This is a genomic window from Collinsella intestinalis (assembly GCF_902364775.2).
Lineage (GTDB): Bacteria > Actinomycetota > Coriobacteriia > Coriobacteriales > Coriobacteriaceae > Collinsella.
The window spans coordinates 1,122,466-1,148,144 of sequence record NZ_CABJEU020000001.1; the positions used below are offsets into that span (position 1 = coordinate 1,122,466).

General features: G+C 62.6%; 24 protein-coding genes and 1 pseudogene. 11 read left to right on the forward strand and 14 right to left on the reverse strand.

The window, feature by feature from the left end:
- Positions 1 to 17: 17 nt before the first annotated feature.
- The 4 genes from FY258_RS04940 to arcA all read right to left on the reverse strand — a co-directional run bounded on the left by FY258_RS04940 (position 18) and on the right by arcA (position 5,695).
- Positions 18 to 1,496, reverse strand: a complete 1,479-nt coding sequence (locus FY258_RS04940; RefSeq protein ID WP_118103627.1) for an amino acid permease — start codon at positions 1,494 to 1,496, stop codon at positions 18 to 20.
- 236 nt (positions 1,497 to 1,732) lie between these two features.
- Entirely contained in the window at positions 1,733 to 3,220 is a 1,488-nt protein-coding gene (locus tag FY258_RS04945) for a YfcC family protein (RefSeq protein WP_395858342.1), read from the reverse strand.
- Between the two features lie 137 nt (positions 3,221 to 3,357).
- The gene (gene argF, locus FY258_RS04950) at positions 3,358 to 4,353 is read right to left on the reverse strand and encodes an ornithine carbamoyltransferase (RefSeq protein WP_118103631.1); all 996 of its coding nucleotides are present in this window, start codon (positions 4,351 to 4,353) and stop codon (positions 3,358 to 3,360) included.
- 100 nt (positions 4,354 to 4,453) lie between these two features.
- Positions 4,454 to 5,695 carry an arginine deiminase gene (gene arcA, locus FY258_RS04955; protein ID WP_118103633.1) on the reverse strand — a complete coding sequence of 414 codons (1,242 nt, stop codon included), beginning with the start codon at positions 5,693 to 5,695 and terminating at the stop codon, positions 4,454 to 4,456.
- Positions 5,696 to 5,958: 263 nt separating this feature from the next.
- Here arcA and FY258_RS04960 point away from each other — a divergent pair, with 263 nt between their 5' ends.
- The 5 genes from FY258_RS04960 to FY258_RS04980 all read left to right on the forward strand — a co-directional run bounded on the left by FY258_RS04960 (position 5,959) and on the right by FY258_RS04980 (position 10,244).
- Positions 5,959 to 6,276: a hypothetical protein gene (locus FY258_RS04960; RefSeq protein WP_118103635.1), complete on the forward strand. Its 318-nt coding sequence runs from the start codon at positions 5,959 to 5,961 to the stop codon at positions 6,274 to 6,276.
- Between the two features lie 57 nt (positions 6,277 to 6,333).
- Positions 6,334 to 7,575, forward strand: coding sequence for a glycosyltransferase family 4 protein (locus FY258_RS04965; RefSeq protein WP_118103637.1), 1,242 nt, complete (start codon positions 6,334 to 6,336; stop codon positions 7,573 to 7,575).
- Positions 7,576 to 7,636: 61 nt separating this feature from the next.
- The gene (gene trpS, locus FY258_RS04970) at positions 7,637 to 8,686 is read left to right on the forward strand and encodes a tryptophan--tRNA ligase (RefSeq protein WP_118103639.1); all 1,050 of its coding nucleotides are present in this window, start codon (positions 7,637 to 7,639) and stop codon (positions 8,684 to 8,686) included.
- 137 nt (positions 8,687 to 8,823) lie between these two features.
- Complete coding sequence (locus FY258_RS04975) at positions 8,824 to 9,654, forward strand: HAD-IIB family hydrolase (protein ID WP_259324448.1); 831 nt, start codon at positions 8,824 to 8,826, stop codon at positions 9,652 to 9,654.
- A gap of 257 nt (positions 9,655 to 9,911) precedes the next feature.
- Entirely contained in the window at positions 9,912 to 10,244 is a 333-nt protein-coding gene (locus tag FY258_RS04980; protein ID WP_118103643.1) for an MGMT family protein, read from the forward strand.
- 54 nt (positions 10,245 to 10,298) lie between these two features.
- Here the strand turns inward: FY258_RS04980 and FY258_RS04985 are convergent, their stop codons facing one another.
- Entirely contained in the window at positions 10,299 to 10,664 is a 366-nt protein-coding gene (locus tag FY258_RS04985) for a hypothetical protein (RefSeq protein ID WP_259324449.1), read from the reverse strand.
- A gap of 24 nt (positions 10,665 to 10,688) precedes the next feature.
- On the opposite strand from FY258_RS04985, the gene FY258_RS04990 reads away from it, so the two are divergent.
- On the forward strand, positions 10,689 to 10,988 hold the full coding sequence (locus FY258_RS04990) for a hypothetical protein (RefSeq protein WP_259324450.1): 300 nt from the start codon (positions 10,689 to 10,691) through the stop codon (positions 10,986 to 10,988).
- Positions 10,989 to 11,221: 233 nt separating this feature from the next.
- Here FY258_RS04990 and FY258_RS04995 read toward each other — a convergent pair whose 3' ends face one another.
- Positions 11,222 to 11,395 carry a hypothetical protein gene (locus FY258_RS04995; protein WP_259324451.1) on the reverse strand — a complete coding sequence of 58 codons (174 nt, stop codon included), beginning with the start codon at positions 11,393 to 11,395 and terminating at the stop codon, positions 11,222 to 11,224.
- 257 nt (positions 11,396 to 11,652) lie between these two features.
- Positions 11,653 to 12,903, reverse strand: coding sequence for an MFS transporter (locus tag FY258_RS05000; RefSeq protein ID WP_118103645.1), 1,251 nt, complete (start codon positions 12,901 to 12,903; stop codon positions 11,653 to 11,655).
- 394 nt (positions 12,904 to 13,297) lie between these two features.
- Here FY258_RS05000 and FY258_RS05005 point away from each other — a divergent pair, with 394 nt between their 5' ends.
- From FY258_RS05005 to FY258_RS05015, 3 genes and pseudogenes are all read left to right on the forward strand, one after another.
- Positions 13,298 to 14,329, forward strand: coding sequence for an SPFH domain-containing protein (locus FY258_RS05005; RefSeq protein ID WP_118103647.1), 1,032 nt, complete (start codon positions 13,298 to 13,300; stop codon positions 14,327 to 14,329).
- 140 nt (positions 14,330 to 14,469) lie between these two features.
- A complete protein-coding gene (locus tag FY258_RS05010) occupies positions 14,470 to 14,673 on the forward strand; it encodes a type II toxin-antitoxin system antitoxin (RefSeq protein WP_118103648.1) in 204 nt (67 codons plus the stop codon).
- 111 nt (positions 14,674 to 14,784) lie between these two features.
- Positions 14,785 to 15,126: pseudogene (locus FY258_RS05015) on the forward strand (response regulator transcription factor); the annotation flags it as partial.
- Here the strand turns inward: FY258_RS05015 and FY258_RS05020 are convergent.
- Both FY258_RS05020 and FY258_RS05025 read right to left on the reverse strand, forming a co-directional pair.
- Positions 15,098 to 15,358, reverse strand: coding sequence for a helix-turn-helix domain-containing protein (locus FY258_RS05020; protein ID WP_259324466.1), 261 nt, complete (start codon positions 15,356 to 15,358; stop codon positions 15,098 to 15,100). The pseudogene FY258_RS05015 and the gene FY258_RS05020 sit on opposite strands and share 29 nt — an antisense overlap.
- A 258-nt stretch (positions 15,359 to 15,616) precedes the next feature.
- On the reverse strand, positions 15,617 to 16,075 hold the full coding sequence (locus FY258_RS05025) for a 2-keto-3-deoxygluconate permease (RefSeq protein WP_118103650.1): 459 nt from the start codon (positions 16,073 to 16,075) through the stop codon (positions 15,617 to 15,619).
- Between the two features lie 163 nt (positions 16,076 to 16,238).
- Between FY258_RS05025 and FY258_RS05030 the strand changes: the two genes are divergently transcribed.
- Both FY258_RS05030 and FY258_RS05035 read left to right on the forward strand, forming a co-directional pair.
- Positions 16,239 to 17,138, forward strand: coding sequence for a LysR family transcriptional regulator (locus FY258_RS05030; protein WP_118103652.1), 900 nt, complete (start codon positions 16,239 to 16,241; stop codon positions 17,136 to 17,138).
- Positions 17,139 to 17,284: 146 nt separating this feature from the next.
- Positions 17,285 to 18,403, forward strand: a complete 1,119-nt coding sequence (locus tag FY258_RS05035; RefSeq protein ID WP_118103654.1) for a 5-methyltetrahydropteroyltriglutamate--homocysteine S-methyltransferase — start codon at positions 17,285 to 17,287, stop codon at positions 18,401 to 18,403.
- Positions 18,404 to 18,605: 202 nt separating this feature from the next.
- On the opposite strand, the gene pyrG is transcribed toward FY258_RS05035, so the two are convergent.
- The 5 genes from pyrG to FY258_RS05060 form a co-directional block, all read right to left on the reverse strand.
- Complete coding sequence (gene pyrG, locus FY258_RS05040; RefSeq protein ID WP_118103656.1) at positions 18,606 to 20,213, reverse strand: CTP synthase; 1,608 nt, start codon at positions 20,211 to 20,213, stop codon at positions 18,606 to 18,608.
- 223 nt (positions 20,214 to 20,436) lie between these two features.
- Positions 20,437 to 21,156: a metallophosphoesterase family protein gene (locus FY258_RS05045; protein ID WP_118103658.1), complete on the reverse strand. Its 720-nt coding sequence runs from the start codon at positions 21,154 to 21,156 to the stop codon at positions 20,437 to 20,439.
- A 10-nt stretch (positions 21,157 to 21,166) separates the two neighbouring features.
- Complete coding sequence (locus FY258_RS05050) at positions 21,167 to 22,366, reverse strand: nuclease-related domain-containing protein (protein WP_182279425.1); 1,200 nt, start codon at positions 22,364 to 22,366, stop codon at positions 21,167 to 21,169.
- A gap of 567 nt (positions 22,367 to 22,933) precedes the next feature.
- Positions 22,934 to 24,301 carry an FtsX-like permease family protein gene (locus FY258_RS05055; protein WP_118103662.1) on the reverse strand — a complete coding sequence of 456 codons (1,368 nt, stop codon included), beginning with the start codon at positions 24,299 to 24,301 and terminating at the stop codon, positions 22,934 to 22,936.
- A gap of 186 nt (positions 24,302 to 24,487) precedes the next feature.
- Positions 24,488 to 25,543, reverse strand: coding sequence for a helix-turn-helix domain-containing protein (locus tag FY258_RS05060; RefSeq protein WP_118103664.1), 1,056 nt, complete (start codon positions 25,541 to 25,543; stop codon positions 24,488 to 24,490).
- Positions 25,544 to 25,679: the final 136 nt, after the last annotated feature.

A 25,679-nucleotide genomic window follows, 5' to 3' on the forward strand; every position in this document is an offset into this window, starting at 1 on the left:
CGACCTGCAAGGGTCCGCTAGAAAACGGGAATGATGCCGGCGGCCGTCAGCGGGATCGACACGACGGCGAGCACGGCAAACACGGCGATGAAAATCCAATCGGGCTTGGTCAGGCTCTCCCCCGCCTCCTGACGGGCCTTCTTATAGAAGAAGAAGCCGGGAAGGTAGCCAAGGCATGCGAGCAGGAGGAAGCCCCAACCAGTCATGAGAACGCCCACGATCTGGAAGGCAAGTGCGATGACGCCAAATGCCATTTGCATGGGCTCGTTGCGCTCGCGGGAAAGCTTGATCTGGTACGCCGCGGCATAGGCCCACGTAATGGCGATGGTCACCGTGCACATGGAGATGGCGAAGGTGTACGCATCGGCGGCGAACGTCGCCACGATGATGAAGACCTCGGTGAGGATGCCGACGATGAGCAGGGCCATCTGCGGCGCCCCCTTCGCATTCATCTTGTTCCAAGACGCGGGCAGCAGGTGATGCTCGCTCATCATCGAGGAAGTCTCGGCGGGAAGCATGGTGAAGGAAAGCCAGGAGCCGCAAACGGAGATAATGATGGCCCAGGAAATGAAGGCACCGCCCCAACCGGGAGCCATGTACTCGAAGACGGAGATGGTGGCGGGCTTAGGGGCCGCGATGAGGTCGGCGTAATCCATGACACCGTAGGGAATGATGGAGGCGCCGATGTAGAGGGCGAGCAGAACGCCAAGGCCGAGAACGGTGGCGCTGCCGACCTCGCTGCGACGACGAGCGCGACCGGACATGACGGAAGCACCCTCGATGCCGATAAACGCCCACATGAGGATCAGGACACACTGGACGATCTGGTTGGCAACGCTGCCGAGGCCGGTGCCATTGGCGGCAAGCACGGTGGCATTGCGCTCGACGGTACCCCAGAAATCAGCGGTGAACAGGCCCGCGTTGAAGCTGAAGATGGCAAAGGCGATGAACACGAGAATGGACGCGATCTTCACGACCATCACGACGGCGTTGAGGAACGCAGCGCTCTCAACACCGCGGATGACCAGGAACGTGATGGCCCACAAAACGAGCGAGACGATGATGACGCCGCCGACGGCGGGATTGCCGGTCACGGGATCGGAGAAGACGCCGGGCATAAGGCCGCCCAGGCAGTAATCGCTGCCGAGCACTTGCGCGACCATCGTGCCGAAGCCGACATTGCCGAGCCAAGCGGACAGCCAGTAGCCCCAACCGGAGATGAATCCGTGGAACGGGCCGAAGCCCTCCTCGGCGTACGCGCAGATACCGTCAAGGTCGGGACGCTTGGCGCCCACATTGGAAATGGACAGCGCCAGGAACAGGAAGCCGGCGCCGCAAATGAGCCAAGCGAGCAGCGCCGCACCGGGCGAGGCGACGTTGGCGAGCTGGCCGGTCAGGGCAAAAACGCCCGAACCGATGCAGGACGAGACGACGAGGCCGATCAGGCCAAAATAGCCGACACCGTTCGGATTGTCGACATGCGTGTCATGAGACATAAGTACCCCAATTATTAGACACAGCGGGGGTGTTCCCGCAACTTATAAGGACATGTGTAGCCGATTTTTAGATCCGTAAAGAAGTGCCCCCCTCCGCGCACGGATACGGAAGGGGGCTGAAAGGTAGGTCGCAACCGGGACGCCTTATGCCGAGCCGGCTGGACGACTCAAAAGCAGCGGAGCGTCATTTCGAAAATACCGATAGACGCCCGGACCGCGTTACGCCTGGAAGGCGCTTAGATCATGACGCAGGCGATGGTCAGGATGACCGCGCAGACGATGGACAGCACCACGATGAGCTTGAGGGCGAACTTGACCCAGGTCGTCCACTCGATCTTGGCCAGGGCGAGACCGCCCATGATGGCGCCGGAAGTCGGGGTGAACAGGTTCACGACACCGATGGCGGCGGAGAAGATCATGACCATGACCTCAGGGGCGAAGCCGAGCTCAGCGGCCAGGGGCCCCATGATGGGCATGGACACGGTGGCCATACCGGAGGTCGAGGGAATAAGGAAGGACAGGCCGAAGTAGACCAGGAAGCTCATGGGAGCGAAGATCACGCCGGAGAGGCCGGCCAGCGCGTTGGCGGCGGCGTCGAGGACGTAGACGTCCAGGCCAGTGGAGGCCATGAGGACGGAGATACCGCGGGCGAGGGCGATGATCAGGACGACGGACATCATGTCGGCGGCGCCGGTGATGAAGGTGTCGACGATCTTCTTCTCGGAGAGGCCGCCGATCACACCGATGACGATGGCCATGATGAAGAACCAGGTGGAAGCCTCGTCGAAGTACCACTGGCCGATGGGCAGGCCAGTGATGATGGCGGACCAGCCCTGGGTGATGGCGTTGCCGTCAGCGTCGTACACGGCGCCGGCGTCGAAGAAGTTGGCGACGCCCTCGTTGAGGTCGGCAAGCGGAATGAAGCCGACGATCATGACGACGAAGGTGAAGGCGAAGGCGATGAGCACGCCCTTCTGACGACCGGTAAGCTTGACGTCCTTGGTGACCTCGGAAGCGGCCTTGCCGTGAGCCTCCTCAGCGGCCTCGAGCTCCTGCATGGACAGGATGGTGGAACCCTTGTCGGCCTTGACCTTCTTGGCGTAGCTCATCACGAAGGCGATGGAGATGGCGGTGGTGACGAGCCACAGGACGGCGCCGAGGCCGATGATGATGGTCTGGTTGACCTCGATGCCGACACCGGTGAGGGCGTCGACGGCGGCACCGACGGCGAACGGGTTGACCGTGGAACCCAGGCAGCCGCAGCCAGCGCCGAGCAGGACGGTGGCGGCGCCGACCATCGGGTCGAAGCCGGCGGCCATCATGGTGGCAGCGAGCAGGGCGTAGAAGGGCACGGTCTCCTCGCACATACCATAGGTAGTACCACCGAGGGAGAAGATCAGCATCAGCACGGGAACGAGCATGATCTCGTTGCCCTTGAGCTTCTTGACCAGAACGGCGATGCCGTTATCCAGGGCGCCGGTCTCGGTCATCATGCCGAGGAAGCCGCCGAGGATCATAACGAACAGGCAGACGGGCAGAGCGTCTGCGAAGCCCTTCACCGGGGCGGTGAAGAAGTCGCTCAGACGAGCAGCGGTAACGGCGCCGCCGGAAGTACCGGAAATGACGACGGTAATAACCGCAACGATAGCCAACAGGAGCAGAAGAATGGTGAACGATGAAGGCATGCCGCGCTTTTTCTTAGCGGTCTCAGTCATTGTTCTCATCCCCCCTTCTTTAACAAGTGTCATTGATCTTGCTTATGCGGCCTTTCCGTGCCGTGCGTACCGCATAGGCAAGATTATTACCGAAGAACCGCTTGGAGCGCGCAGCGATGCGCTCCGAGCGGACCGACAAATCGCTCTTACTTGAGCGTGGCGTACATGATCGCCTTGATGGTGTGCATGCGGTTCTCGGCCTCATCGAAGACCTTGGACTGCTTGGACTCGAAGACGGCGTCCTCGACCTCCATCTCGGTGACACCGAACTTCTCGGCGATGTCCTTGCCGATGGTGGTGTTGGTGTCGTGGAAGGCCGGCAGGCAGTGCAGGAAGATCGCGGAAGGATCAGCCATGGCCATGAGCTCGGTGGTGACGCGGTAGTCCTGGAGCTGGTTGATGCGCTCGGTCCAGACCTCGTCGGGCTCGCCCATGGAGACCCAAACGTCGGTGTAGATGACGTGGGCACCGGTGCAGGCGTCCTTCACGTCGGAGGTCAGCTTGATGGTGCAGCCGTTCTCCTTGGCGATGGGCTTGCAGGCCTCGATGACGTCGTCAGCGGGCATGCACTCCTGCGGGCCGCAGGCCACGAAGTTCATGCCGAGCTTGGCGCAAACGACCATGAGGGAACGAGCGACGTTGTTCTTGCAGTCGCCCATGAAGACGAGGGTCTTGCCCTTGATGTCGTAGTTGAAGTTCTCCTGAACGGTCAGGATGTCGGCGAGCATCTGGGTGGGGTGCCACAGGTCGGTCAGGCCGTTCCACACGGGAACGCCGGACTTGGCGGCGAGCTCCTCGACGTCCTCCTGATCGAAGCCACGGAACTCGATGCCGTCATACATGCGGCCGAGAACGCGGGCGGTGTCCTCGATGGACTCCTTCTTGCCCATCTGGGACGAACCGGGATCGAGGTAGGTGACGCCCATGCCGAGGTCCATGGCGCCAACCTCGAAGGCGCAGCGGGTGCGCGTGGAGGTCTTCTGGAACAGCAGGACGATGTTCTTGCCCTCGAGGTAACGGTGCGGGGTGCCCGTGCGCTTGAGGTCCTTGAAGTTCTTGGAGAGCTTCAGCATGTACTCGATCTCCTCGGTGGTGAAGTCGAGAAGGCGCAGGAAGCTGCGGCCGGAGAGGTTAACGCCCATGTGGGCTCCTTTCATATATAAATAGGTCATGCGGATGCCCAATGCACCCGCATCGAAGTACGACGGCGCACCGGAGCCGATGCGCCGTCGTAGAAGATGCTTAGAGATCCTCGCGCCAGAAAGGCATGCTCATGCAGCGCGGGCCACCACGGCCACGGGACAGCTCAGCGGACGGGCAGACCAGAAGATCCAGGCCCTCCTTGTAGAGCACGTCGTTGGTGACGGTGTTACGGGCGTACACGCAGATCTTGCCGGGGGCAACAGCCAGCGTGTTGGAGCCGTCGTTCCACTGCTCGCGAGCAGCAGCGATGGGATCGCCGCCGCCGCACGGGATCAGCTTGATCTGATCGACGCCGGTGGCGTCCTCGAGAACATGCTCGAGCGTGTCGACCATTTCCTTGATGTTGACCTCGCCGGGGTTCTTGCCCGGGGTCAGCTCGTACACCTTGAGGGTGCCCATGATCGCCGGGTGGATGGTGAACTTATCCACGTCGATCTGGGTGAAGACGGTGTCGAGGTGCATCATGGCGCGGTTGTTCGGGATGTCGAAGGCGAGGATGCGGTCGACCTTGGAATCGCTGTTCCAGAAGATGTTCTGGGCCATGACGTCGATGGCGGCAGCCTGGGTGCGCTGGGAGATGCCGACGGCCAGGGTGTGCTCGTTGATGTTGAGCACGTCGCCACCCTCGGTGTGGTAAGCGGCGTCACGACGGAAGTACAGGGAGACGTCCTTGTAATCCGGGTGATACTTGAAGATGTACTTGCCGTACAGGGTCTCGCGGTTACGAGTGACGGAGTACATGCGGTTCAGGCAGACGCCGTTGCCGACGACCGCGAACGGGTCACGGGTGAAATAGAGGTTGGGCATCGGGTCGATGATGAGGTCGGACTCGGACTCGGTGTTGACCATGGAGTCGAGCGTGGAGGAGCTCACCAGCGGCATCTCGATCTCGGCCTTGGTGAGACCGGCCATCGTCTTCTGGACGAACTCGAGGTTGTCGGTGATGGAATCGAGCTTCTCGCGGACGACCTTGGGCATATCCTTGCCCTTGATACCGGCCTCGGCGATGTACTGATCCAGGAACTCCTGGCGGGCATCGGGATTAAGGTCGAAGACCTCAGCGACGAGCTTCTCGAGGTACAGGACCTCGACGCCCTGATCGCGGAGAATCTGAGCAAACGTGTCGTGCTCCTCCTGAGCGACCTCGAGGAAGGGAACGTCGTCAAAGAGCAGGCGCTCCAGCTCGAACGGCGGCAGATTCAGAAGCTCCTCACCGGGCCTGTGCAGGCAGACCTTTTTGAGCTGCCCGATTTCGCTCGGGACATGCAAGCCTTTCGTCATTGCCTCCTACCTTTCTTTTCTGGAACCGCATGTGCGATTCCGGTTCAAGCCCCTCGCGGGGCTCCGTTCAACAGTTACCGTTATATCCAATTTTCAGAGAGGGATACACGAGAACGCCAAACGGACGATATTGGGGAGTGAACGGTATATATCGATTAATCTCCCAGTTGGCTGCTTTTATCTAATAAAGCGTTTGACGTGCGTAAATATCGTTCCTGGCGGGGTTCACCATGAGGGATAAATGAATAGGAACATACTCAAGATTGCATATTTTCGTACTTGTTCTGCATATTGAAAAGAAGCTGACCTGGGATTTTGCACTGGTAATCAATATGCAGCGCCTGAAAAGATTTATTCAGAATTCTTCCCATAGGGACCGTTTAGCCGCCGAATCCTACCGTCTGCCCCACCCGCGTGTCATCGGCCTGACGATCGCGACGGCCGCGCATGCAACGGACATGAGACATCCTGTGGCCCCGATGAAGGGCATAATGCCCAAAATCGACCTGAACGGCATGTGCTTGATGCGTTGCACGACCTTTGCACGCCAGAAGAATCCCCGCTTCCGCTATCATGGGTGAGATTGACGCTCAAAGCGTCCCTGTGTTCGATTCGTCTGCAACGGTGGTGCCCTACTCATGGAGCAAGCGATGCCATACATATATGTGGCTGCCGCGGCCTTCATCGCCACGTACCTGTGCGTGCCGCTCACCAAGCGGCTGGCGCACCGACTCGGCGCAATCGACTACCCCTCTAAGCGCCGCATCAACACCAAGCCCATCCCCCGTCTGGGCGGACTCGCCATGTTCGCAGGACTCTGCGTCGCACTCATCGTCGAGATAGCGGGCATCAAAATCTTGGGTTGGCCCCCCATCCTCATCCCCCACCCCAGCATGAGCATCAGCTACCCGATCCTGGGCCTGTCCTTCCTCGTGATCGTGATCACGGGCGCCGTCGACGACGTGCATTCGCTCAGCCCGCGTAGCAAACTCCTCGGACAGATCCTCTCCGCCTGCATCGCGGCCGCCGGCGGTCTGCTCATCGGCCGCGTGGTCAATCCGTTCGCCCCGGGCACCTATATCGAGCTCGGCCTCATCGCCTACCCCATCACCGTCATCTACCTCGTGGCCTTCACGAACATCATCAACCTCATCGACGGTCTGGACGGCCTGGCTGCCGGCATCTCGGGCATCGCGTCGCTTTCCATGTTCTCGTTCGCCGTGCTCTCCGGCCGCCTCGATGCAGCCGCGCTGTCCATCGCGCTGTTCGGCGCCTGCGTTGCCTTTTTGCGCTACAACTTCTATCCAGCGTCCATCTTCATGGGCGACTCCGGCTCGCTGCTGCTCGGATTCGGGCTGGGGACCATCTCGCTTCTCAACGTGAGCCGCACCGCCGCGCTCACCTCCCTCATCATCCCGCTCATCGTGGCCGGCGTGCCCATCCTCGACACGCTCTCGGCGATCGTCCGCCGCAAGCGCGCCCATGTGAGCATCGGCCAGGCGGACACGGGCCATATCCACCACCGTCTCATACATGAGGGCTACGACCAGCGTCAGGCGGTGTTGCTCATCTACGCATGGTGCCTGCTCCTGTCGCTCGGCGCCGTCGTGATCAACCAGGTGAGCGTGGGCTGGCGCGTCGCCATCTTCCTGGTCCTGCTCGCCTGCTCCGCACTGTTCGCCACCAGACTCCACCTGTTCGAACCCGTCCTGCGCCACCACTACAACCCCAAGACGCAGCAGGACGAGATCGTGACCCCCGACGACCCGGCCTTCGCAGCCGAGGAGCGAGCCGCAGCCGAGGTGCGAGAAGAGCGCCTCGAGCACCTTGAGCACCTCATCCCCGGAAAAACCCCCAAGAGCACCGATTCCCACAAGTAGACGAACGGCATCGCCCGAGCGCACATGCCTCGTGGCACGCACGACCAGCAAAGGAGAAGTCATGCCCAACGAGCTCAGCTACGAGGTCAGCCTCGAACGCAGCAACCAGATCCGCGCCGACCTGCCGCAGCACCCCGAGAAATACACCATGCTCACCGGCGACCGCCCCACCGGCCGCCTGCACCTGGGCCACTACTTTGGCACGCTCAAGAGCCGCGTCGAGCTGCAGGAGCTGGGCGTCCACACCAATGTGCTCATCGCCGACTACCAGGTCATCACCGACCGCGACAGCACGGATAACATTCAGGACAACGTCTACAACATGGTCATCGACTACCTGGCATGCGGCCTGGATCCCGATAAGACCATGATTTACACCCACTCCGCGGTTCCCGCTTGCAACCAGCTCATGCTGCCGTTCCTCTCCCTCGTCTCCGAGGCGCTGCTGCAGCGCAATCCCACGGTCAAGGCGGAGATGGAGGCCAGCGGACACGAGCTCACCGGCCTGCTCCTCACCTACCCCGTGCACCAGGCCTGCGACATCCTGTTCTGCAAGGGCAACGTCGTGCCCGTCGGTCGTGATCAGCTGCCTCACATCGAGCTCACCCGCACCATCGCCCGCAAGTTCAACAACCGCTACGGCAACGTCTTCCCCGAGGTCGACGCTTTGCTGTCCGATACTCCGCTGCTCCCCGGCCTCGACGGCCGCAAGATGAGCAAGTCTTACGGCAACGCCATCAACATCTCGATGACGGCCGAGGAGACCGCCAAGCGCATCAAGAAGAGCCAGACCGACGGCGAGCGCATGATCACGTTCGACCCCGAGGCACGTCCTGGCGTATCCGGTCTGCTCTCCACCGCCGCGATCTGCACCGGCCGCTCCGAGGTCGAGATCGCCGAAGAGATCGGCATGGGTGGCTCCGGCCAGCTCAAGAAGTACGTCACCGAGAGCGTGAACGAGTACTTCGCCCCCATCCGCGCCCGCCGCGAGGAACTGGTCCAGGATATGGACTACGTCAAGGACGTCCTACGCGAGGGCAATCGCCGTGCCAACGAGGTCGCCGAGGCGACGCTCGCCGAGGTACGCGAAGCCATGGGAATGGTGTACTAAGCCATCCGGCTCGCGGAAACGCGCGGCGACACGCGAATGGGCCATCTTCACGTGCCCGCACTTTCGACATAGCCAAGGTCTTACGAGGTGGGCGATAATAAGCCCGCCTCGTTTTTTTACCTTGTATGGGGGATTGCATGTACCGACTTGTTGCCAGCGATATGGATGAGACGTTTCTCGATGCCGACCACGCCATCCCGGCGTCCAATCTCCGAGCACTCAAACGCATGAGGGAGCTCGGCGTGCTGTTCGTCCCTTCGAGCGGGCGATGGTATTCCTCGATCATGGACAACTTCTCGGGGGAGGCCCGCGAGCTGATCGAAAACGGCTACGTGCTCTCCTACAACGGCGGCTTCATCAACCGCGTGGGAGACCCCACCCCGCTCACCACCTGCGGCCTTTCCAACGAATGCGCGAACGCGATCTATGCAAAGGGGCTCGAACTCGGACTCTGCATGCACGTCAACGTCGCCGACGGCCACGTGTTCGTGAATGACGCGCCCGCACGGGAGCGCGACTATCTGGAATCGATCACCGGGGTCACTCATTTTCGCGGATCTGACCATCCCGATCTCTCATTCCTCGAAGGTCGTGGCATCGTGAAGATCCTGTACGTCGACTGGGACTTCGATGCGCTGCAGGAATTGGGTCGCGAGTTCGCGGCCATGGCCAAGCGACTTGGCGTTGACATCACCTTCTCCTCCAAGCGCTACCTCGAGCTCATGCCCGCAGGCGTTGACAAAGGGACAGGGCTCGCGCGTCTTGCCGATATGCTGGGAATCCCGATGTCCGAGGTCATCGCCGTTGGTGATTCCGCAAACGACCTCTCCATGATCAAGGCGGCGGGGCTGGGAGTCGGCGTGGCGAATGTCACCGACGACGTGCGGCCGTATTGCGATGTCGTTCTTGAAACGGCCGGGACCGACGGCGCGTTCTCCGAGCTCGTCGAGCGATTCCTCGAGCCCTAACGCCCGCATGACGCCGCGTCTTTCTATTTGTAACCCTTGGTTAACTTGTGGAGAGGCTATGTGCTCGTCGGTCTACGACTTGGGTCTCATAGAATTAGCTATAGTTAACTCAACGAAGGCACAGGAGAATTAAAGACCTTCGACACGAACGTTGCGCCTTCCCTCCCCTCGCGCAACACCTCTTTGGAAAGGCGCCCCGCACATGTGGGGCGCCTTTCTTGACTACAATGGCGATATCGATTGGAAGTGAGGATGGCATGGCAGACCGGGACACCGACGGATTCTTCAACCGCGTATACGACATGGTGCGCCAGGTACCCTGCGGCATGGTTGCCACGTATGGTCAGATCGCCAAGCTCGTTGGTGAGCCCCGTCGAGCCCGATACGTGGGATACGCCCTGCACGTCAATCCGGAACCCGGGGACATACCTTGTCACCGCATCGTATTCGCCGACGGGCGCCTGGCGGAGGGTTTCGCCTTCGGCGGACCCGAGGTGCAGCGCGCATTGCTCGAGGATGAAGGCGTTGCCTTCCTCGCCAATGGGCATGTCGACCTGCAGGCCTCTCGCTGGCCCGCAGGCCTGGTATGACAAGGGGCGCCGACAGCGCCCCTTCCCGTTTTGGATCCTTGGCAGGCAACCCAATCAAACGGTCGCCTCGAGTGCGTCCCCCGCGCGGTCGAGTGTGCTTCTGACCTTGGCAGCCTGTTTGAACCACGTGCGCAGGTCCTCGAGCGTGCTGCCCGCTGCATACACCTTGATTTTGCGACCACCCCTCGTGGTCATCGTGCAGCGGTCGCCGCTCTCGCTGTTCTCGTGCGCCGTGATCTTCTTGAGGTAATCGCGGCGAAACGCCACGACGCGGGCTTTGCTGATCTCGATGAACCAATCGTCATCGACAAGCGAAGTACCCGTGGCACCTCGGCTTGCCATCTCCTCGGAGAAGGAGAAACCGAGTTCGCACTCCTGCCTGCCGATCTCGAGGATACCGCGGGCGGGCATGCCGAGCATGAGCAGGGGCAGGAACCCCCCCCTATGAACAGGAAGAGGAACGGGACGAGCAAGAGCAAGCGGGCTCCATCTTCGGTGAAAACAGCCATGAAGGCGATCACGAGCGAGAAGACGAGCGCCATGCCGTTGAAAACAATCGTCAACGGCTTGATGGCCGTCCAACACAGGCGCGCCTTGGTCATGGGACCGTCGACGGCGTCCGAGACTTCGATGCCCTCTTCCTCCAGACGGGCGAGGAGGTTGAGCGAGCACACCCCCTCGAGGCTTATCGAGCAGAACTTCCGGTCGCCCTCGAACAGGTCGATCCTCATCATCTGCGCGTGAAGCGTTGCACGGGTGATGTTGCCAAACGTCGTCTCCTTGCGGATGCCGAAGGCGTTACGCGAGAGAATGCGCCCACCGTCCACGTCGATACACGGGATGCTCAGCAAGGCCCAGATAGCCATACCCGCGAGCGCCATGGCATGACCGAACCACACAAGTTCGTGGTCCCACTCGCCCAGCGAGACGCCCTGTCAGACGTAGACACCCAGCATGAGCAGTTCGAACGCGACGGCTCAGCAGGCGATGATCGTGCGGATGGCTGCGGGCATGCGCACCGTAAAGCGCTCGAGGCTGTCCGTCGCCTCGCGGCGCTCCCGCGCGCCGCGGCGGGCGATCCATGCGATGAGGGGCCCGACGATGAACACGGTCATGCCCACGCGCAGAATGGATTCGAGCAGATTACTCATAGGGGCCACCGCCTCGGGCTCTGGAGATTAACTGCAGGAAACGCTACCAGAACGATGGGATGCGCACAACGTAAGGAGCCGCGTATCGGCAAGCGGCGGCATCGCAATCGCCCGGCGAACAGATGATGATCGGCGCCGGGCCAGACGAATTAAACAAAAGGGTGGTCGACGGCGCCCTCGCAGGCGCACCGTCGACCACCCTTCACGTCGCAGCGACCCTACGAGCCGTCCGAAACGAAACGCACTCCGCCAGAGCGCTACCCAATCTTGCGGATGCTCGGGATCGCCCAGGTGATGCCTGCTAGGATCACCATTGCAGCACCGATGAGCACGAAGCACGCGCTTACGCCGATGGCGTCCGCGAACAAGGTCGATGCGACGAGCCCCACGGGCATGGCCCAGCTGCAGACCGCTCCGTACAGGCCGAAGACGCGGCCCATGCACTCGGGATCGACGCGCTCCTGCATGAGCGCCATCTGCGGCGCGCTGTACAGCGGACTCGAGACCCCCATCGCGAACGTAAGCCCCAGAAACACAACGAGCGCGGAAGGGGGCACGAGGCCGCCCGCGAGCGTGCCCGCTCCGAAGAGGCCGATGGCCAGCGTGCACGAAAGCGCGCGGTTCTTAAGGCCACCCGTCGCCCCGATCCAGCCGCTCGCCGCGATCATGCCGACCGAGAACGCGATCTCCGCGATAGCCGACTGCGTAGTGGTGCCCCCAAAATGGTCGAACACCATGAGCGGGAACAGCGCGGATATGGGCGAGAACAGGACCGAGAAGGCGAAGCCGATCCAGAGCATGGCGAACAGACCGTGATGGCGTTTGAGCTCGCGGTACCCGTTGGCCGTCTCCAATAGGAAGGCACGCACCGCGTGGTGCGACGCCTCGGCGTTCTCCTCGGGCGCATGGCGCTCGGGCGCCGGCGTCTTGATGCCGGAGGTCGCCACCGCGATGCTCGCGAGCACCGCGCCGGCGACATCGAGCGCGATCATGAAGGTCAGACCAAACGCCGGGTAGACCACCGCGGCGATGGCGTTGCCGATGATATAGCTACCCGACTGCATGAACTGCAGCATGCCCGCCAGCTTGCCGAGCACCTCGGGCGGGGCGATGAGCGGTGTGAGCGCGTTGAAGGCGGGCGTATGGAGCGTGCTACCCAGCGCACGGACGAACAGCACCGCCGCCACAACGGCGACAGAGAGGTCGCCCCGAAGCGAGCCGAAGACAAGCGTGAGGCTCACGGCCGCGATGAAGAGATCGGCGCCGATCATGAGACGCTTGATGGACGTGCGGTCCACGATGGTGCCCGCGAAGGCGCCGAGGAGCGCCATGGGCAAGAAGGCCGCGAGGCTCACGAACGACAGGGCGCTCGCGGAGCCGGTGGTGAGGGTGACGTGCCAGATGAGACCCATCTGCAGAATGGAGCTCGTGAGCACGGAGAAGAACTCGCCGATCCAGACGATGGCGAGCGAGCGCTTCCAAGAAGCGCAGGGATTCGGTTGTGTCATGGAATAATCCTTTGATGCGATCGGTGGTATGCAGCGAAGTACCGGTCGCTCACGCGACCGTGGCTAGAGCCAAATCCTCATGGAAGCAAGCATGGTGCAGCTCCCCTTTCCAAATCTCGAGGTAAACCTTCAGCCGTGAGTGGGGACTATTGTAGGGACTTGCGAGCCGAGATGCAACAGGAAGACCTCTACGGAGCGTAGATGCCGGGCGCCCCGAACCACTTATGCCATGAGAGACGGCATCCGATTCTTCTTGACTTGGTCTCAGTATGATATCACAATGCAATCAGTAGTCGCACGGACTGCTCGGGGATTCGTCTCCTCCCCATCGCAATCTGGAGGCGGCCCCGGGGCCGTCACGCAAACGCCAGCGCAGTCGTGAAAGGAACTCACAATGAGCGTGGAAAAGCAACTCAAGGCCACGTCGGGCTATGGCATGCTCGCCGCCGTCATCGCGGCGCTGCTCGCCATCGTCGGCCTCTTCATCTGGAGCGTCGCGGGGCTAGCCGGAACGCCGGACGGCGTCGACGCGCCGGCCGCCTACGGCTGGGGTCTAGGGCTCAGCATCGTATCCTTTTGTTTTTGGTTCCTGCCGCTGAACGGCTTCTTCTCACTGCAGCCCGGTCAGGCGCGCGTGTGCATCCTCTTTGGCAAGTACGTGGGTACCGTGCGTGACGAGGGCTTTTTCTGGGCAAATCCGTTCTTTAGCAAGAGCATGGGCGTGAGCGGCGCCTCCGAGGACGCCATGGCCGCAGCCGCCGCAAAGGCAAGTCTTTCCCTGAGCGAGAGCGTCAAAGCGGCGGGCAACGCCGCCAAGGGCCTGTCCACCACCATCTCCACCCGCGTGCGCACCCTGAACGGCGAGCGCCTGAAGGTCAACGACAAGATGGGCAACCCCATCGAAATCGCCACCGTCGTGGTGTGGCACGTGGCCGACACCGCCAAGGCCCTGTTCGACGTGGACGACTACCAGAGCTACGTGGCCATGCAGGCCGAGACGGCGCTCCGCCATGTGGCGAGCGTGTACGCCTACGACCACTTGGAAGACGAATCCGACGCCGCCGGCGTCATCACCCTGCGCGCCAACGTCGAGGAGGTCTCCGAGGCCCTGCGCCGCGAGCTGACGATGCGCCTGGCGCCCGCCGGCGTCGAGGTCGACGACGCACGCCTCACGCACCTCGCCTACTCCCCCGAGATCGCCCAGGCGATGCTGCGCCGCCAGCAGGCCGAGGCCGTCATCGCCGCGCGCAAGAAGATCGTCGAGGGCGCCGTCTCCATGGTCGACATGGCCGTTAAGGAGATGGCCGCGGGTGGCACCATCGAGCTGGACGACGAGCGCAAGGCGCAGATGGCCAGCAACCTCATGGTGGTGCTCTGCGGTGAATCCGAGGCGCACCCGGTGCTCAACGCAGGTTCTCTGTACTAATATCTACTCGCATGTACGCCTTTTCCAGGTGCTGCAGATTGGGGCGAAAGAGGAGGGCACACGCCTGGCGTGCGGCGCCCGACGATTGAACCCCAAGATGCGGTGCCTGGGAAAGGTGCTGGGATAGAGACGATAGAAACATGGCACGCAAGCAATACCCCCTTCGCATAGACCCCGCCATATGGGAGGCCGTCCAACGCTGGGCGGACGATGAGATGCGCAGCGCCAACGGCCAGGTAGAGTGGATCTTGCGCGACGCCCTCAAGCGCACGGGAAGGCTGCCAAAGAAGGAAGGGCGCTCGCGCGACGCAAAGGAGAAACCGGAGGGCGATTCTACGCCGTAAGCGAACCAACCGTATGCAATCCCCTCGAAAGGAATCTGCTTTCGAGGGGATTGTTACATTTGTGGACGATAATGAACGCGCCTGGGACAAACTGCGGATGAGGAGACCAACATGGCCGCGAACATCCTGGTCGTCGAAGACGACGCCGACATCAACGAGATCATCTCCACCCAGCTCTCGCGGCAAGGGCACACCTGCACGCAAGCGTTCTCCGGGACCGAGGCGCTCATGCGCCTCGACGCAGGCGGCGGCCCGCTCCCCTACGACCTCGTCATATGCGACCTCATGCTCCCCGGGGTCACGGGCGAGCAAATCATCGACAGCGCGCGGGGGGCCGATACCGCGCTGCCCGTGATCGTCATCTCGGCGAGGACCTCGACCGCCGACCGGGTGGAGCTGCTCAAGCTCGGTGCAGACGACTACCTCACCAAGCCATTCGACCTTGATGAGCTCGCAGCACGCGTCGAGGTACAGCTCCGGCATAGGTCGAAGCAACGCGGACCACGCACGAACAAGAGCAGAACTCAACCACGTTGTCGACTTCGGGGCGGCCCTGGGCGCCCTCCCACTTCGAAATGGCTTGACGGGAAACCCCCAGTAGGTCCGCCAGCTGCTCCTGCGAATAGCCGGCCTTGCGGCGAAGGCCGAGTAGACGGTCGGCGAGCTGCGTCGTTGCGTCATCCATAATGAAAGTCTCCTTGTAGCGCTGATATTCCGGGGCCCGACGGAAGCTGTCATGGGATGCTTTCACCCCACTGGCCGCCGGGCTTCAGCGCAAGACTATCCTCGCAACCGCCGTTGCGCTCCACCATCTAGCAGCGACAATTGTAGCAACACATCGCGACAATTCCGCCACCGCCCGTTGCGGTGAGGATGCAGGGCGAATACTCGCAGCTTCGAACCCAGCTTCGCCCCGCCGTTGGCATCGTTGCGGCAGTCGGGATCAAAACCAAGTCGCTCGTCTGGTGCATCGTGACGGGAGTCGCGGCGTTCGCCATCCTACAGGCCGCTGCCCTCTAGCTGAGATGTTGCAAAACGAGATGCCGCCGATGACAGAGACGGACGACAGGCCGAAGAGGTCGTCGTTGAAGAACCAAGCGAGGGCGAGGCCCATCGCCGCGGCGAGCAAAATCTTGGGGATGAGCACGACGACGCCCGTCTTCACGGCGCCCGGCGTGGCCTTGAACGAGATGCCCGCGCCAACGAACAGCAGAATCGCGGCGACCACCGCGTTGGCGCCCCCGCGCGTAGCCGCCGTGAAGAAGCCGCCTATCTCCAGGACCTTGGGGCAGAAGGTGTTAATGAGCAGGCCCACGATCATGGGGTAGATCATGATGTCGCCCGGAAGGCGTGGGACCTTAAGCGCCCGCGCCGTCGTTGCCCTGTTGCCGTCAGTCGCCATATGCGCGTCCTCCGTCTTTTCGCGTTGCGCTTTCTTTCAGTAAAGTGTTGACATGCTAACAGATGGCTTCGCGCCTCGGATAGCGGCAGGGTCGGAGTGTCGTAATATGTCGAAACCGTTACGAGATGTACGGCACGGGCAGTTGCAAACGGAAGGGAGCCCGGTGAAACTCCAACAACTCAGATACATCGTCGAGGTGGCCTCGTGTGGCAGCGTCACCGAGGCGGCACGGCGCCTGTTCGTGTCGCAGCCGAGCGTGACAGCCGCCGTGCGCGACCTGGAGCGCGAGATGGGGATCACCGTGTTCGACCGGACGAGCAAGGGCATGGTGACCACCACCGAGGGCCAGACGTTCCTCGGCTACGCCCGCCAGGTCCTCGAACAGGCGGACCTGCTCGAGGAGCGTTACAAACGCGACACCGAGCCCGTGCCCCGCTTCGCCGTCTCGTGCCAGCACTACTCGTTCGCCGTGAATGCCTTCGTCGACGTGATTCGCGCATACGACGCCGCGCGCTACGAGTTCACCCTGCGCGAGGAGCAGACGCACGAGATCATCGAGGACGTCGCCCATATGAAGAGCGAGCTCGGCGTGATCTACCTGTCCGATGCCAATCGCGACGTGATCAGCCGCATGCTGCGTGCCGAGGAGCTCGAATTTAAGCCCTTGTTCTCATGCGCCGCGCACGTGTTCCTCTCCTCGACCCATCCCCTGTCGGAACGTGCCTCGGTCACGCTCGAGGATCTCGCAGACTATCCGTACCTCTCTTACGAGCAGGGGGATTTCAACTCGTTCTACTTCTCCGAGGAACCGTTGTCCACGCTCGGCCGCTCCAAGAACATTCGCGTGCGCGACCGCGCGACCCTGTTCAACCTGCTCATAGGCCTCGATGGTTACACGGTGTGCTCGGGCGTGATCTCGCACGAGCTCAACGGCGAGGACATCATCGCCGTCCCACTCGAGGTCGACGACCGCATGGAAGTCGGCATCGTCACGCGGCGCGACACCCACCTCTCCCGCTATGGGAAGGCGTTCATCGAGGCCATACGCACGCATATCCCGTGACGCCCATGGGATCGAAAGCCTTCGTTGCCCTCCTATTTCCATAGGTTTTTCCTATCGATATTGGATTGTTTTAAGTATTTCCCAATCGGATGCGCGTCCCGCATACTCCTTTCATCAGATATCGCATCTACCGAAAGGAACCCATCATGGCCGCCATCGCACCCACCCGATTCGACGTCGTCGGTAGCTTCCTGCGCCCGGAGGCTCTCAAGGAGGCCCGAGCCGCACACGCCGCCGGCAAACTTGACGACGCAGGTCTCATCGCCGTCGAGGACGCCTGCATCGCCGAGCTCGTCGCCAAGCAGAAGGCCACCGGTCTGCCGCTGCTCACCGACGGAGAGTTCCGCCGCTCCTACTGGCACCTCGACTTCATGTGGGGACTCGGCGGGATTGAGCACGTGGAGCTCGACCACGGCTATTTCTTCGTGGGCGAGGAGACCACGCACGGCTCGGCCGTCCTCACCGGCAAGATCTCCGGCGAGAACCACCCCTTCGTCGAGCACTTCAAGTTCGTGCAGGCGCTCGAGGAGCCGGGGTACACGGCCAAGCAGACCATCCCCGCGCCCGCGCAGCTGGTGCTCGAGCTCTACCGTGACGAGGCGGCGGCTGAGCGCACGCACAGCTTCTACCCGAACGAGGACGAGCTTCTCGAGGATATCGGCGCCGTGTACCGCACCGTGATCGCCGAACTTTACGCCGCGGGCTGCCGCAACCTGCAGCTCGACGACTGCACCTGGGGCGCGCTCGTGGACAAGGGCTTCCAGGCAGGCATCCGCGCCACCGGCTCCACGCCCGAGGCCGAGGCCGAGAAGTACCTGCGCGTGAACAACCTTGCGCTCGAAGGTCGCCCCGCCGACATGGCCATCACCACGCACGTGTGCCGCGGCAACTATCACTCCGCCTATGCATCGAGCGGCCCGTACGACCTGGTGGCCCCCATCCTGTTCGCGCGCGAGAACGTCGACGCCTTCTACCTGGAGTTCGACGACGAGCGCTCCGGCGGTTTCGAGCCGCTCGCGCACGTGGCGCCGGGCAAGAAGGTCGTCCTCGGCCTGGTGACCACCAAGCGCCCCAAGCTTGAGGACCGCGACGCCGTGATCGCGCGCATCCACGAGGCCGCGCGCTTCATCCCGCTCGAGGACCTCTGCCTCTCCCCGCAGTGCGGCTTTGCCAGCTGCGAGATCGGCAACAAGCTCACCGAGGACGAGCAGTGGGCCAAGATCGCGCTCGTGCGCAGCATCGCCGAGGAGGTCTGGGGGGCCTAACTAAAGACCCATCGGCAACGATGGCACATGACACGCCGCCTCAATTAAGGGACAGTCCCTTAATTGAGGCGGCGTTCTCAAAGCGATGCGACGCGCATCAAAAAGGCAGTAGCGATGCATGAGCGCGCTCGACGCGCGGCGTCTCATAGGCGATGAAACTCACGGAATGAGCGCCTGTCCCCTCGTGGAGAACGTGGCACGCCTACTCCGCGGCGGCGCGGACGAATTCACGGAACAGCGGATGCGGGCGCGTGGGGCGGCTCTTGAACTCGGGGTGCGCCTGCGTGGCGACGAACCACGGGTGCAGGTCGCGGCGCAGCTCGACCATCTCGACCAGTTCGCCATCCGGGCTCGTGCCGGACACGACCAATCCGGCCGCCTCCAGCTCCTCGCGGTACGCGCTGTTGAACTCGTAACGATGGCGATGGCGCTCCTGCACGAGCGCCTCGCCGTATGCCTCCGCAGCGAGCGTGCCTGCGACGAGCGCGCACGGATACGCGCCAAGGCGCATGGTGCCGCCCTTCTCGGTCACGCCCTCCTGCTCATCGAGCAGGTCGATCACGGCGTGCGCGCACTGCGGGTCGAACTCGGACGAGCTCGCGTCCGCATAGCCCAGCACGTCGCGCGCGAACTCGCACACGGCGACCTGCATACCCAGGCAGATGCCCAGATACGGCACCTGGTGCTCGCGCGCGTAGCGGGCAGCGGTGATCTTGCCGTCGAAGGCGCGCTTGCCGAAGCCGCCCGGCACGAGGATGCCCGACGCGTCGCCCAGCACCTGCTCGACGTTGTCATCGGAGAGCGCCTCGCCATCGACGAGTTCAACCTCCACGTGCTTGCCCAGGTGCGTGCCCGCGTGGTGCAGCGCCTCGATGACGGAGAGGTACGCGTCGGGCAGCTGGGTGTACTTGCCGACGAGTGCGATCTTCACGGGGTCGCCCTCGTTTTCCGCATGGTCCTTCGCAGCGAGGAACCCCTCCCAATCCGCCATGTCGCGCTCGTGCGGATCGAGCCCCAGGCGCTCGCAGACGCGCAGGTCGAAATCCTGCTCGGCCATCATGCGCGGCACATCGTAGATGGACGGGGCGTCCTCGCAGGTGAACACGCAATCCACGTCCACGTCGGTGAACGAGGCGATCTTGGCGCGCACGTCGTCGTCGATATGATGGTCGCTGCGCAGCACGATGATGTCGGGCTGGATGCCGAAGCTCCGCAGCTCCTTGACGGAGTGCTGCGTCGGCTTGGTCTTCACCTCGTGGGCCGCCGCGATATAGGGCACGAGCGAGACGTGGATGTAGCAGACGTTCTCGGTGCCGGCATCCTTCTTGTACTGACGGATGGCCTCGACGAACGGCTGGCCCTCGATGTCGCCGATCGTGCCGCCGAGCTCGGTGATGACCACGTCGGCGTCCGTCTGCTCCTCGACGCCGCGGAACTTGGCCTTGATGGCGTTCGTCACGTGCGGGATGACCTGCACCGTGCCGCCGAGGAAGTCGCCATGGCGCTCGCGCGCGATGAGGTCCTGGTAGATGGCGCCCGTGGTGAAGTTGGAGTCGCGCGTGAGGTTCTCGTCGATGAAGCGCTCGTAATGGCCGAGGTCGAGATCGCTTTCATAGCCGTCCTCGGTGACGAACACCTCGCCGTGCTGGAACGGGCTCATGGTACCCGGGTCCACGTTGAGATACGGATCGGCCTTCTGCATGGTCACCCGGTAGCCGCGCGACTTGAGCAGACGCCCCAGCGATGCCGCGGTGATGCCCTTGCCCAGCGAGCTGACCACGCCGCCGGTCACGAATATATGCTTTGTCATGGTGTTTACCTGCACTTCCCGTCGAAATCTGCACCGGAGTCCGGCGCTTCCACGGGATTTCAGTGTACTACCCGCCTACCATGACGATGGGGAGCATGGCGAATTCACGCACTGGAAACGATTGCCCCTCTCAACCTCAAATGAGGGACTGTCCCTCATTTGAGGTTGAAGTCCCATGCATTCGAAGCGAAGGCCGAGGTGAAGGCCGGTGCTCCGCGTGGTGCTAGCGTCCGAGGCCGAGCTCCCGCACCGCCGCGGCACAACGCCGCGACGCCTCCGCAGACTCCTGCGCGGTCGCATGGTCGCGATCCGTCTCAACCATGAGCTCACGAACCGTCTCGCAATCCTCTGCCACCGCAGGATCACCCGTTCCGTTCACCCACTCCCACCAGCGGGCACGGCCGTAGAACTCCACGCCCTCGAACCAGGCGCGAATCTCGTCCAGGCTCACCGGCGCCAGGTCGTTCGCATCCACGCCCACGTCATAGCGCATGAGGCCCTGCTTGCGGTTGAGCTCGTTATACACGCTACCCGCGCTGTGGATATGCCCATGCAGATGCCAGGACCCGCGCGACATGGACTGCCACTCCATGAGCGGATAGTGCGACAGCACGATCTTCTGCCCATGGATATTGATGCGCACGATGGGCGGCTCGACGATGAACGTCCCCGCCACGTCCTTGTGCGTCCAGTCCTTGTCGTGATTGCCCGGCACGATGTGCACCTTGCGGCAATTGATCTTCGAGCGCAGCGCCGCCGCCTCGACCGCGGTCATCTGATACGAGAAATCACCGAGGATGTACAGGTCGTCGGTGGGCGCCACACGCTCGTTGATCGCGTTGATGAGCGCGCGATTCATATGCGCGATATCGCCAAACGGGCGATCGGTGAAATGCAGCACGTTGGCATGGCCGAAGTGCGTGTCCGATGTGAACCAGATCATGGAGGAACCCCTATCTCAACGCCCTGATCATACGCTCCAGCTCGTCATCGCGCGCACAGCGCGATGATCCCCGCCCGAAGCCACGGCCTTTCCCATGCTTCGCGCTCGCTCGATAAGACCGCCCGGATGAACCAGAAGGCCGAGGCGCACGGGCGTGCATTTCTCGCGCACGCCGATGGGCCTCCGCCTTTGAGCCATCCACATCCGAGTACGCGGCATCGAGAAACGCCGCGAGATCGGATAGCTCCTCTTCGCTCCAACGAGACGGCATGCTGCTTTCAATCGCGCGAATGACATCAAGCACTCCTTGTTCGCCGACGTCCGTCGTGGCGATGTACGCACCGCCTATTCCCTGAGGGGCATCCATGATAAACCCGCCGCCATTGCCGACATAGACCACGAGATTCACGATCGCCTCTTGCGGAACCAGCCCCCGGATCGCATGGCGCAGGGCGCAGACATGCCGGTGGTTCTGCGAGGGCCCCCGATCGAGATGCACGCCTGAGTGGGAGGTGGAACCCGAGCCGGCAGGCGGCGCCACCTCGACCTCGTAGCGGTCGAGGAACTTCTGCCGCCGCACGGTGATAGACCCCCGCAGGTTCTTGACCTCGATGACATAGAGCGCCCGAGAGGTGACCAACAGCATGTCGATCTCCTCCGTGAAATTCATGCCATACGGGTCGCGTTCGCACGAGCTGAAATCAGGAATGTAGAGAGCTCGCAATACGCGACCGAACGGGAGGTCTCCCCGCTCGAGCGCGGCAGCGAGCCTCTCGAACACAGCGTACTCGCCGAAGACGCCACGCAGGACCTTCGTCTTGAGCCGTGTTTTGACATGAAAGACCCCCTCATTGTCGTAATATGCCGCCTCGAGGGGGTTCCTGTCGAACCCATCTCTCCCGGGCGCATCGCAGCGCAGGTGCATTCCCGTCGTTCGGTACCATTCCCCCATGTAATAGCGTGCGGAGGCCAATTCGCGCGCATGATTGGCCAGCCCCTGGACCTCGGCGAGAACAGCCACCCTCTCACCCTCGATGGCCTTGAGGCGACGACGCGATGGCAGGATCGGGAGCCCACGTAGCACGCCCCAGCGCGCGTTCTTCTCCTCGGCTTCCAAACGAGCCTGGACCAGAGCGTTGAGCCGCCTCTCCTTTTCAACGCGCGCGGAGACGATATCGACCGCCGCGGCATCATAATCGATCGTCCGCAAGCGAGCACCACATGACGGGCAAACGCCACCTCCATACCTCAACGGAACCTGCGTACCACATCCCCAACATGCCGCACGCGAAACCGGTGCCTTGCCACTCATTTGTCTCATCCTTCTCAACGGGGCCCTACGATGACAACATCGTAGGGCCCCGTGCGGACAAACTTTCACTTGCGGCAATCTTGGAGACCGGGCAGGCATTTCCCGACTTGGAGACAAGGCGTTCACATGGGGTCGAGCGCCCCGGTGGGCGAGGGCCTCGACCGCACGCCAGCCCCGCGGCGTAGGGAACTTCGGTGCGCCCTAGCAATCTTCAGTGTGCCTTGGAAGCTTCGGTGCACTTTTTAAAGATCGGTGCACCTGTCGACCATTTTCGCACTTGAATATGGTCGACAGGCGCTCCGAAGTTCTCCAGGTGCACCGAAGTTTTCGAAGTACACCGAAGTTACCCGCACCGCACGAAGGTGCCGATGTGTAATCCACCCCGTCCTGTCAGATCGTTAGGCCGCATGTCTCGGGAAACAGAGGGGCACGCGCACCAGCACCTCGACCCAACGCTCTCCCGAATCAAAGCGGCAGCACCACCCGCTCGACGGCGTGGGCGGTGATCGCCCCGTACGCCGCCATGAGGCCGACCGTGAAGGCGAGCACACCCGCAACGATCGCGAACAGGCCCTCGGCACCGAGCGCGAACGCGAGGAACGCGACGAGGAACAACCCGAATACATCGTGGACGAGAGCCCCGGCGAGCGGCGCGGCGAAGTAGAGCGCGAGCTGCCGGCGCACGGACGCGCGCATAAGGGCGCGGTCGCACCCGAGCTGCCCCAGCACGCCGTACGCGCGCCGTGCATCGACCGCGCCCGAAAGCTGCTGGAGCGCGAGCACCGCGACGGCGCTCAGCAGGAACACCGCCCCGTAGAAGATGCCGATGTAGCCGATCGGCGCCATCGACGCCGCGATGCCGGCCGAGACCATCTCGGGCGTGCGCAGCCCGATGCTGAAGACGAATCCTGCGACCATCATGCACACGGCGACGGCGACGAGCACGCATACGCAGGCGAGCGCCATCGAGGTACTGGACACGCGCGCCTCGACCTGCCGCACCGTGAAGGCGGTGAGACCGTCCCAGTACCGCTCGGAGCGCCCGCGCGCCCGCTCACCCCATGCGGCCACGCCCAGGCGCGCGACGAGCGACGTGGCAAAGCATGCGGCGAAGCCCATGGGGATGATGAACGCGATGAAGTACACCGGTTGGAACACGCACGAGCCCCATACGACCGCAAGCAGGACCGCGGCGAGCACCGCCTGACCGCCCCGAGCGACCTGGCCGCCGAGGCGCATGCGCTCCGGCGCGCGCTCGGCGGACATGAGCTCGATCAGCGGGCGCCGCGCGATATCGCGGGCGCCGTCCACAGCGTTCACCGCGAACACCACGGCAAAGCATCCGGCGGTCCATGCCGCGGAGTCGAGCGAGAAGGAGAACGCGAGCCGCCAGGGAGCGTCGAACACGAAGGCCGCGACCGCGCCGAACGCGGGCGACAGTGCCGCGCCCGCCGCCAAACCGCACGCCAGCGCGCCGGCGCCCACGAGTGCCGTCTCGGCCACGAGCACGACCGATACCGCGCTGCGCCCCATGCCGCACAGCTCGTAGAGGGCGAACTCGCGCTTGCGCCGGCGGAGCAGGAACCGATTGGCATACCGTACCAGGAAGAGGAACACGAGCACCGTGAAGACGGAGAACGCCTGCAGGATATCGCCCGCGCTCCCCAGCACGCCCAGCTGCTCGGGCGAGAGCCCCATGGCGCGCAGGTGGTCGGTCGAGGCGACGAACGAGTACAGCAGGCATGCCGCGAACCCGAGCGTCGCGAAATACACCGAGTAGACACGTGCGCCGCGACGAACGTTGCCGAGGGCGAGCTTGAGATATAGCTGCATGGCGAGTCCTTCCAAGGGTTATTACCGCACCCATTCTCGTGAACTCGTCCCTCCCGTGCCATCGATTCGGCTTACGCGCGGCATACGAAAATGTAAGGCTCTCATCCTCGAAACGAACCAAAGTAAAGATAACCGCTCCGTTCACGACCGAAAACACCAGCACTTTGGATGACCGGGCCTAGCTCCCTACACCGAACCCACGGCCTTCCATTTCTCCACGAACGAACGGTAGGCAGGGACTGCACGCACAAAAGCATACTCGTCTTCATTCTCGACTTCCGAAAGCAGCAGCGCACCCATCCTGGACGTCAAGTCGGTCAAGTCATTCAGGTCCGAATAGCGGTAAAGCGGACCCTGGAGTGCCGCGGAGTCGCCCCCATGCAACGAGGTCATGACGGCGTCGAGAAGCTCAATCGCCTCACCAGAATCGCCCGATGCCGTCACGGCCGCCAGCCGCGGCATCAGACTCATCCATGCAGGCTGACCAAGTGCCTCGAATGCCAGCTGAGCGCGGTGCGCGCACTCGAGCGCATCATCTTTGCGGCCATCCCTCAACGCAATTTCGATCAACCCGACAATCGCCCCCATCAAATCGGCGGCGATGCGGATCACGCGGGCCTCCCAAACGCGTGCGGCGTCCTCGTCCTTTCCTTCGCGCGCATACAAGATCGCCTGGCGCTCCTCCTTATCCACCGTGCGGTCGGGGATGCCGTCAAGGATACGCTGGGCATCCTCATACCGCTCTTCCTGCATGGCTTTCGCGATGAGCATTGCGGACGCCTGATCCCTCACTGCCGGCACAACGCTCTTCGCCAAACGCGCATACGCATCGTCAAGCACTGGCCGATACCCCTCGGCACCCGGTATTTGCCGAAGCATGAGCGAGCCGTCGAGATACTGCGTAAGAACGATGGCCAGCCCATCGCTCGTCGGATATAGGCGCATCTTCTCCTGCGCGTAATCGAAGCCCGCCTCGTATCCCTCTTCACGCACCAGTCGATCGACCTCGCGCTGTATTGCCAGGCTCTCTTCCTCTCCCAACTCCGGCTCGAACGACAACAGCGTGTTTGCATCCGTTTCGAACAGGCGGGCAAGCGAAGGGATGAGCGTGATATCCGGATAGCATATCCCGCGCTCCCATTTGTTGACCGCCGGAGCCGAAACACCGAGACGCTGCGCCACTTGCTCCTGAGTCATACCGAGCTCACGACGGCGAGAGCGAATTATCTCTGAGATGTGCATGTCTTTCCTTTCGCCTAAGGACGATATACCGCAGCTGCTTAGCATCCATTTCATCAGCTAGCGACCGTCAGCACAATCGACGCGCCCTCATGTTTTCGGCAGGAAATCTAACCGCTGGTTAAAACAATCATGCCCC